The sequence below is a fragment of the Curtobacterium sp. HSID17257 genome, assembly GCF_003989515.1.
Taxonomy (GTDB): domain Bacteria; phylum Actinomycetota; class Actinomycetes; order Actinomycetales; family Microbacteriaceae; genus Curtobacterium.
Genome location: NZ_RBLU01000128.1, coordinates 1 through 8,216, shown reverse-complemented (window position 1 = coordinate 8,216; position 8,216 = coordinate 1). Strand labels below are relative to the sequence as shown.

At 73.2% G+C, this 8,216-nt stretch carries 8 protein-coding genes; 7 read left to right on the top strand and 1 reads right to left on the bottom strand.

Annotation, left to right across the window (positions count from 1 at the left end):
* From D8M35_RS14300 to D8M35_RS14265, 7 genes are all read left to right on the top strand, one after another.
* Positions 1-866, top strand: an 866-nt coding sequence (locus D8M35_RS14300) for an ROK family protein (protein ID WP_126892451.1), incomplete at its 5' end; no start/stop codon positions are given.
* On the top strand, positions 863-1,909 hold the full coding sequence (locus D8M35_RS14295; protein ID WP_126892450.1) for an NAD(P)-dependent alcohol dehydrogenase: 1,047 nt from the start codon (positions 863-865) through the stop codon (positions 1,907-1,909). The genes D8M35_RS14300 and D8M35_RS14295, both read left to right, overlap by 4 nt.
* Positions 1,910-2,078: 169 nt before the next feature.
* Positions 2,079-3,458, top strand: a complete 1,380-nt coding sequence (locus D8M35_RS14290) for an MFS transporter (protein ID WP_126892449.1) — start codon at positions 2,079-2,081, stop codon at positions 3,456-3,458.
* A gap of 88 nt (positions 3,459-3,546) precedes the next feature.
* A complete protein-coding gene (glmU, locus tag D8M35_RS14280; RefSeq protein ID WP_126892447.1) occupies positions 3,547-4,974 on the top strand; it encodes a bifunctional UDP-N-acetylglucosamine diphosphorylase/glucosamine-1-phosphate N-acetyltransferase GlmU in 1,428 nt (475 codons plus the stop codon).
* 55 nt (positions 4,975-5,029) lie between these two features.
* On the top strand, positions 5,030-6,007 hold the full coding sequence (locus D8M35_RS14275) for a ribose-phosphate diphosphokinase (protein ID WP_126892446.1): 978 nt from the start codon (positions 5,030-5,032) through the stop codon (positions 6,005-6,007).
* A 46-nt stretch (positions 6,008-6,053) separates the two neighbouring features.
* Positions 6,054-6,839 (top strand): putative protein N(5)-glutamine methyltransferase, encoded by a 786-nt coding sequence (locus D8M35_RS14270; protein WP_126892445.1) that lies wholly within the window; start codon positions 6,054-6,056, stop codon positions 6,837-6,839.
* Positions 6,840-6,867: 28 nt separating this feature from the next.
* On the top strand, positions 6,868-7,344 hold the full coding sequence (locus D8M35_RS14265; protein ID WP_161972678.1) for a GNAT family N-acetyltransferase: 477 nt from the start codon (positions 6,868-6,870) through the stop codon (positions 7,342-7,344).
* Here the strand turns inward: D8M35_RS14265 and D8M35_RS14260 are convergent.
* Positions 7,331-8,216: molybdopterin-dependent oxidoreductase (locus tag D8M35_RS14260; protein WP_148113384.1), on the bottom strand; the 886-nt coding region annotated here is incomplete at its 5' end. The genes D8M35_RS14265 and D8M35_RS14260 overlap by 14 nt on opposite strands.

The following is an 8,216-nucleotide window of genomic DNA, read 5'->3' as shown; positions in this document are numbered from 1 at the left end:
GGCTGCTCGACGTCCTGACCGGACGGGCGGCCCCGGAGCTGCGGCTCGTCGGCGTCGGCGTCGCCGTCCCGGGCATCGTCCGGGTCGAGGACGGGGTCGTCCGCGACGCCCCACACCTCGGCTGGCGGGACGAGCCCTTCGCCGGGCCCCTCGCCGAGCGTCTCGGGCTGCCGGTCCGCGCGGCGAACGACGCGAACCTCGGCGCCTGGGCCGAGCGGCTCTACGGCAGTGCACGTGGTGTCGACGACCTGGTGTACCTGAACGGCGGCGCGAGCGGCATCGGTGGCGGGATCGTCAGCGCCGGCCGACCGTTCAGCGGTGCCGACGGGTACGCGGGCGAGCTCGGGCACACCTTCGTCGCGGCGAACGGCATCCGCTGCCACTGCGGGGCGATCGGGTGCCTGGAGACCGAGGCGTCGCGCGGCGCCCTGACCGCCGTGACCGGCACCCCGCCCGACGACCTCGACGCCCTCGCCACGGCGCTGGCCGAGGGACACGACGAGGTCGAACGGGTCGTCGACCGACAGGTGACCGCGCTCGCGACGGCGATCCGGAACGCCATCCACACCGTGGACCCCCAGGTCGTCGTGCTGGGCGGGTTCCTCGGGGTGCTGCTCGGGCACGTCGGGGACCGCGTCGAGGACGACGTCCGGGCGCAGACCATGGCGGCGATGACCGACCGGCTGCGCATCGTGCCCGCCGAGCTCGGGCGGGACGTCCTGGTGCGCGGTGCCGCCGAGCTCGGGTTCGCCGACCTGCTCCGCGACGGGGCCCTCCCGACCACCAGCGGCGCGGCAGCCGCCCCCGCCACCGACCACACCACATCCGACCGCGAGGACGCGGTCGAGGAAGCGAGATCCGCATGAGCACCACCCCCGACACCCAGCGCGCGAGCGTCCTGCTCGGCACCGAGGACCTGACGATCGAAGACCGCCCCGTCCCCGCGGTCGCCCCTGGCGACGTCCTCGTCCGCGTCGCCGCCGTCGGCGTCTGCGGCTCCGACGTCCACTACTACCGCCACGGCCGCATCGGCGACTTCGTCGTCGAGGAGCCGCTCGTCCTCGGCCACGAGCTCTCCGGCACGATCGCCGCGGTCGGCGAGGGCGTCGACCCCGCCCGGGTCGGCGAGCGCGTCGCCGTCGAGCCCCAGCGTCCCTGCCACCGCTGCGCGCAGTGCCTGGCCGGCCGCTACAACCTCTGCCCGCACATGCGCTTCTACGCGACGCCCCCGGTCGACGGCGCCTTCGCCGAGTACGTCACGATCGAGGCGGAGTTCGCACACACCCTGCCCGACACGGTGTCCTTCGAGGCGGGTGCACTGCTCGAACCCCTGTCCGTCGGCATCGCCGCCGCACGCAAGGCCGGCATCGTGCCCGGCTCGAGCGTCCTCATCGCCGGTGCCGGACCGATCGGCGTCATCTGCGCCCAGGTCGCCCGGGCGTTCGGCGCGACGCGCGTGGTCGTCAGCGACCTCGTCCCCGAGCGCCGCGAGCGTGCGCTGTCCTTCGGCGCGACCGAGGTGGTCGACCCCGTCGCGGTGGACGTCACGTCGGACATCGTCCCCGTCGACGCGTTCATCGACGCCAGCGGTGCGCCCCGTGCCGTGTCGGACGGCATCAAGGCCGTCGGGCCCGCCGGTGCCGCGGTGCTCGTGGGCCTCGGCAACTCCGAGATGGTGCTGCCGGTCGAGCACATCCAGAACCTCGAGGTGACGGTCACCGGCATCTTCCGCTACACGAACACGTGGCCGGTCGCGATCGGTCTCGTCGCGTCGGGCCAGGTCGACCTCGACGCGCTCGTCACCGGCCGCTTCGGCCTCGACGAGGTCCGGGAGGCCCTCGAGAGCGACACCGACCCGGCCTCGCTCAAGTCCGTCGTCTACCCGAACGGGGTCCCCGCGGGCGCGTGAGGACGCGAGCCGACGTGCGCGACGCGGGTCGCGCCCGTCCGGTGACCGCTCGACGGACGGGAGGCGCGGTGCCGGCGGGTGCCGACCCTCCCGTCCGGCGTCCGGTCACCACGGCGAGCCGTGGCCGGGTCGTCCCCGCCCGGTCACCACGACGCGCTACGGTTCGGCCATGACCGCGACACCGGCGGCGGCAGTGCCGCAGCGCACCGACCGGCGGGCCCTCGTGTCCTGGGCACTCTGGGACTGGGGGTCCTCGGCGTTCACCGCCGTCGTCACCACGTTCGTCTTCAGCACCTACCTGGCGAGCCGGGCGTTCGTCGACCCGCGGCTCGTCGCTGCCGAGGACTCCTCGGCGGCCGCGGCGCAGGCGGTCGAGCGGGAGCTCGCGCACAACGCCGCCACGGTCTCGACGGCGCTGACCCTCGCGGGGATCGTCGTCGCGCTCGTCGCGCCCGCGGTGGGGCGGCTCGCCGACTCCTCCGGGCACCGCCGCCGGTCCGTGCTCATCGGCACGATCGGTGTCGCGCTGTCGATCGGGGCGATGGTCTTCGTCGCGCCCCAGCAGCCGTACCTGGTGCTCGGCGCAGCGCTCCTCGGCATCGGGACCGTCGCGTACGAGGTCGCGACCGTCGGCTACAACGCGATGCTCGGCCAGGTGGCGTCCGGGCCGCAGACCGGGCGCGTGTCGGCGGTCGGCTGGGCGGCCGGGTACTTCGGCGGGATCGTGCTGCTCGTCGTCCTGCTCCTGCTCTGCATCCAGGACTTCGGCACCGAGGGGGTCGCGGGGCTCCTGCAGCTGCCGTCGACCGTGGCGGACGGGTCGTGGGACGTCCGGGTCGCGATCGGCATCGCGGCGGTGTGGTTGGCGGTCAGCTCGGTCCCGCTCTTCCTGACCGTGCCCGAGGCGGCACCGGACCGGTCCCGCACCGGCGGCCTGCTCAGTGCCTACCGCGACCTCGGCCGGCACGTCGCTCGGCTGTGGCGGGAGCGCCGGAACGTCCTGGCCTTCCTGCTCGCGAGCGCCGTGTTCCGCGACGGCGTCGGCGCGGTGTTCACCTTCGGCGGCATCGTCGCCGCGCAGGTGTTCGGGTTCAGTCCGTCGCAGGTGATCCTCTTCGCGATCGCGGCGAACGTCGTCGCCGGCATCGCGACCTTCGCGTCCGGGCGGCTCGACGACCGGTTCGGCTCGCGGGCGGTCATCACGGTGTCGCTCGTCGGGCTCGCGCTCACCGGCATCGGCGTGTTCCTCATCGGGAACGCCACCGCCGGGTTCTGGGTGCTCGGGCTCACACTGGCGATCTTCGTCGGGCCGGTGCAGTCGTCGTCCCGGGCGTACCTGGCGCGGCTCGCCACCCCGGGCCGCGAGGGCGAGCTGTTCGGCCTCTACGCGACGACCGGGCGGGCGGCGTCGTTCCTGGCACCGGCGCTGTTCGGCATCGCCGTGACGATCGGCGGGTCGACGCGGTTCGGGATCATCGGCGTGGTCGTGGTGCTCGTCGCGGGGCTCGTGCTCATGGCGTTCGTGCGGCGGGAGCCGGCGCGGGTGTAGCGCTCGGTCCGCTCGTCGGTCCCGGCTCACCCCGCGTTCCGGGCGCGGGTCGAGCACCCGGTCGGACCGCATGCGCCAGGATGGGTGCATGACCGACCAGCGGATCGCCGTCGTCGTCCTCGCCGCCGGGCAGGGCACGCGCATGAAGTCGTCCACCCCGAAGGTGCTGCACCGCCTCGCCGGCCTGCCCCTCGTCGCGCACGTGCTGCGCACGGCCGCCTCGCTCGAGCCCGAGCACGTCGCCGTGGTCGTCCGGCACGAACGCGACCGGGTCGCCGCCGAGGTCGCCGAGCGCGCCCCCGAGGCGATCGTGGTCGACCAGGACGACGTTCCCGGCACCGGTCGCGCGGTCGAGGTCGCCGTCCAGGCGCTGCCCGCCGACTTCGACGGCACGGTCGTGGTGCTGTCCGGCGACGTCCCGCTGCTCGACGCCGTGTCGCTCCGCGCGCTGGTGAACGCCCACGTCGGCAACGCCGTGACCCTGGTCAGCGCGATCGCCGACGACCCGACCGGTCTCGGCCGCGTGGTCCGCGACGCGTCCGGCACGTTCGTCGGCATCGTCGAGCACAAGGACGCCACCGACGAGCAGCGCACCATCACCGAGTACAACGCCGGGATCTACGCCTTCGACGTCACGCAGCTGCGTGCCGTCCTGCCGTCGCTCACCACCGCGAACGCGCAGGGCGAGAAGTACATCACCGACGCGCCGGCACTCGTCATCGGACGGGGTGGCTCGGTCGACGTCGTGACCCTCACCGACCCCTGGCTCGTGGCCGGCATCAACGACCGCGCGCAGCTCGCCGACGCCGCGCGCGAGCTCAACGCCCGCATCGTCCGACGCCACCAGGTCGCCGGCGTCGCCGTGCAGGACCCGGCGACCACCTGGATCGACCTCGACGTCACCATCGAGGCCGACGCCGAGATCCTCCCCGGCACGCAGCTCGTCGGCGCCACGGCCGTCGCCGCCGGCGCCGTGGTCGGGCCGGACACCACGCTGCGCGACACCGAGGTCGGAGCCGGCGCGGTGGTGAACCGCGTGGACGCGACCCTCGCCGTCATCGGCGACGGCGCCTCGGTCGGTCCCTTCGCCTACCTGCGCCCGGGCACGATCCTGGGCGAGCGGGGCAAGATCGGCACGTTCGTCGAGACGAAGAACGCGGTGATCGGCCGCGGCAGCAAGGTCCCGCACCTGTCGTACATCGGCGACGCCGAGGTGGGCGAGGACTCGAACATCGGGGCGAACACGATCACCGCCAACTACGACGGCGTGCACAAGCACCGCACCGAGGTCGGGTCGAACGTCCGCACCGGCTCGCACAACGTGTTCGTCGCCCCGGTTAGGATTGGCGACGGGGCGTACACCGGCGCGGGTACGACCGTCCGCAAGGACGTACCGGCCGGGTCGCTGGCGATCAGCTACGCCCCGCAGCGCAACACCGACGGATGGGTCGAGGAACACCGACCCGGTTCGCCGGCGGCCGAGGCGGCTCGGCGCGCGCACGGCGAACAGATCTGACGGCGGTCGGGTCGATCGAGACGGCCCCGAGCGGGTCAGGGAGTGAGCACCGCACTTGTCCGGAATCAAGACCACCGGTCAGAAACGACTCGTCCTCGTGTCGGGCCGGGCACACCCGGAGCTCTCGGCGCAGATCGCCGACGAGCTCGGGGTCGACCTCGTCCCCACCGATGCCCGGACCTTCGCGAACGGTGAGCTCTACGCCCGCTTCGACGAGTCGGTCCGCGGCTGCGACGCGTTCGTCATCCAGTCGCACACCGCGCCGATCAACGAGTGGCTCATGGAGCAGCTCATCATGGTCGACGCGCTGAAGCGTGCCTCGGCGAAGCGCATCACCGTCGTCGCGCCCTTCTACCCCTACGCACGCCAGGACAAGAAGGGCCGTGGCCGCGAGCCGATCTCGGCGCGACTCGTCGCCGACCTGTTCAAGGCCGCCGGTGCGCACCGCATCATGAGCGTCGACCTGCACGCCGCACAGATCCAGGGCTTCTTCGACGGCCCGGTGGACCACCTGTTCGCGATGCCCGTCCTGCTCGAGCGCTTCCGCGAGATCCTCGACCCGAAGACGCTGACGGTCGTGTCGCCCGACATGGGCCGCGTGCGCGTCGCCGACATCTGGTCGGAGAAGCTCGGCGCTCCGCTGGCGATCATCCACAAGCGCCGCGATCCGCTCGTGCCGAACCAGGTGTCCGTGCACGAGATCGTCGGCGACGTCTCCGGCCGTGTCTGCCTGCTCGTCGACGACCTCATCGACACCGGCCGCACCATCGCCAAGGCGGCGGAGGCCCTGAAGGCCAACGGCGCGACCGGCGTCGTCGTCGCGGCGACCCACGCCGTGTTCTCCGACCCGGCCACCGAGCTGCTGCAGAGCGAGTTCATCGACCGCGTCGTCGTCACCGACACCCTGCCGCTGCCCGAGGACAAGCGCTGGGACCGCCTCGAGGTCCTGCCGATCGCGCCGCTCATCGCCCGCGCGATCCACGAGGTCTTCGACGACGGCTCCGTGACGTCGATGTTCGACGGTGCCGCGTAGTCGGACCGGTCGCGCGATCCGCGTGACCCCACCGGCGAGCTGAGCCGTGCCTCCCGTCCACCCGGCGCGCGCCGCGCTGGCCGCCCGACTCCGGTCGGCGGGCAGCGTGTTCGCCGAGGACGAAGCCGACCTGCTGCTCGAGGCCGGTGACGGTGACCCGGTGAAGCTGCGCGGCCTGGTGCAGCGTCGGCTCGCCGGCGAACCGCTCGAGGTCGTGCTCGGCTGGGCCGCGTTCGACGGACACCGCGTCCGTGTCGCACCGGGGGTGTTCGTGCCACGGACCCGCACCACGGTCGTCGTCGAGCAGGCCGCACGACGGTTGCAGCGCTACGACCGGGTCGTCGACCTGTGCTGCGGGGTCGGCGCGATCTCGGTGGCGTTGCTCGGCCGGGTCGGCGCGCTCGACCTGGTCGCCGCGGACATCGACCCGGACGCGGTCGACGTCGCGGCGGAGAACATCGGCGACCGCGGGATCGTCGTCCTGGGAGACCTGTTCGCGCCGCTGCCGGAACGGTTCCGCGGAGCCGTCGACGTCATCGCGGTGAACGCGCCGTACGTGCCGTCGGAGGCGCTGGCGACCATGCCGGCCGAGGCGCGGGAGCACGAGCGACTCGTCGCGCTGGACGGAGGCCCGGACGGGCTCGACGTGCACCGGCGGGTGGCCGCGGGGGCGGGGGAGTGGCTGCGTCCGGGCGGCGCGGTCGTCATCGAGGTGTCGTCGACCCAGGCGCCGGTGTCCGCCGCGGTGTTCGAGGGCTCGGGCTTCAGCGTGACGATCGAGTCCGACGACGAGGTCGAGGGGACCTGCATCGTCGCGGAGCTCCCCGCCTGACGCCCGTCGGCCGCGGTACCGTCTGGGCGTGGAGTACTCGTTCGCACCGCCGACCGCAGCGGAGTTCCAGGCCCTCTACGGCGAGACCGGTTGGGGTGCCTGGGACCTCGAGCGCTTCGCACGCGCCCTGTCCGGCAGCTGGGTGGTGTGCAGCGCGCGGGACGAGGCGGGGCGTCTGGTCGGGATCGGACGCCTGATCAGCGACGGTGCCCTGCACGCCTTCGTCACCGAGATGATCGTGTCGGAGGGCGTGCGCGGCACGGGTGTCGGAGGCGAGGTGCTCGCCCGGCTCGTCGACGAGGCACGCCGTCGGGGCGTCGACGACGTGCAGCTCTTCGCGGCTCGGGGTCGAGCGTCCTTCTACGAACAGCGCGGCTTCGTCCGCCGGCACGAGGACGGACCCGGCATGGACCTCGACACCGTCGTCGCGACACCCGGTGCCCGTGGCGACGGCGACGGTGAGGGGGACGGGGACGATCACGCTGGCGTGGTCAGCCGGCGCTGACCTGCACCGTGTGCCACCCGGTCGCGCCGTTCGGAGCCGGCGGCCGCTCGACGCTCGTCTGCACCTGGCCGTCGGCGCTGACCGCCCGGACCCGGATCGTGTGCGAGCCGGCGTCCGGCGTCCAGCGGTACACCCACTGCCGCCAGGTGTCGGCCGAGACGGAGTCCGCGAGCGTGGCGTCCTGCCACGGGCCGTCGTCGATGCGCACCTGCACCGACTTGACCCCGGTGTGCGGCTGCCAGGCGACGCCGGCGACGGCGACCTGCTGGCCGGCGGTCAGTGAGGCGCCGCCCCGAGGGGTGTCGATCCGTGACTCCAGCTTCACCGGCCCGCGTTCGGACCACCCGCGCGGCGTCCAGTACCCCTGTGCGTCGGCGAACCGCGTGACCTCGAGCTCGGTCACCCACTTCGTCGCGGAGACGTAGCCGAAGAGCCCGGGGACCACCATCCGCACCGGGAAGCCGTGCTCGGCGGGCAGCGGTTCGCCGTTCATCCCGATCGCCAGCAGTGCCGCGGTGCCCTCGTCCTGCAGCACGTCGAGGGGCGTCCCCGCGGAGAACCCGTCGATGCTGCGGGAGAGGACCATGTCGGCGCCGTCCTGCACACCCGCTCGCGCGAGCAGCGCACGGATCGGGTAGCCCAGCCACAGGGCGTTGCCGATGAGGTCACCACCGACCTCGTTCGACACGCAGCTGAGCGTGGCCATGTGTTCCTGCAGGGGCAGTGCCAGCAGCTCGTCCCAGGTCAGGACGACCTCTCGGTCGACGGCACCGTGGATGCGGAGCGACCAGTCCGCCGGGTCGATCGACGGCACGCGGAGCGCCGTGTCGATGCGGTAGAAGTCGGCGTTCGGCGTGACGTAGGGCGCGATA

Bases quoted from the DNA above. Each gene is read 5' to 3' on its own strand.
- D8M35_RS14295 (WP_126892450.1), top strand. From the start codon at position 863: ATGAGCACCACCCCCGACACCCAGCGCGCGAGCGTCCTGCTCGGCACC.
- D8M35_RS14290 (WP_126892449.1), top strand. From the start codon at position 2,079: ATGACCGCGACACCGGCGGCGGCAGTGCCGCAGCGCACCGACCGGCGG.
- glmU (WP_126892447.1), top strand. From the start codon at position 3,547: ATGACCGACCAGCGGATCGCCGTCGTCGTCCTCGCCGCCGGGCAGGGC.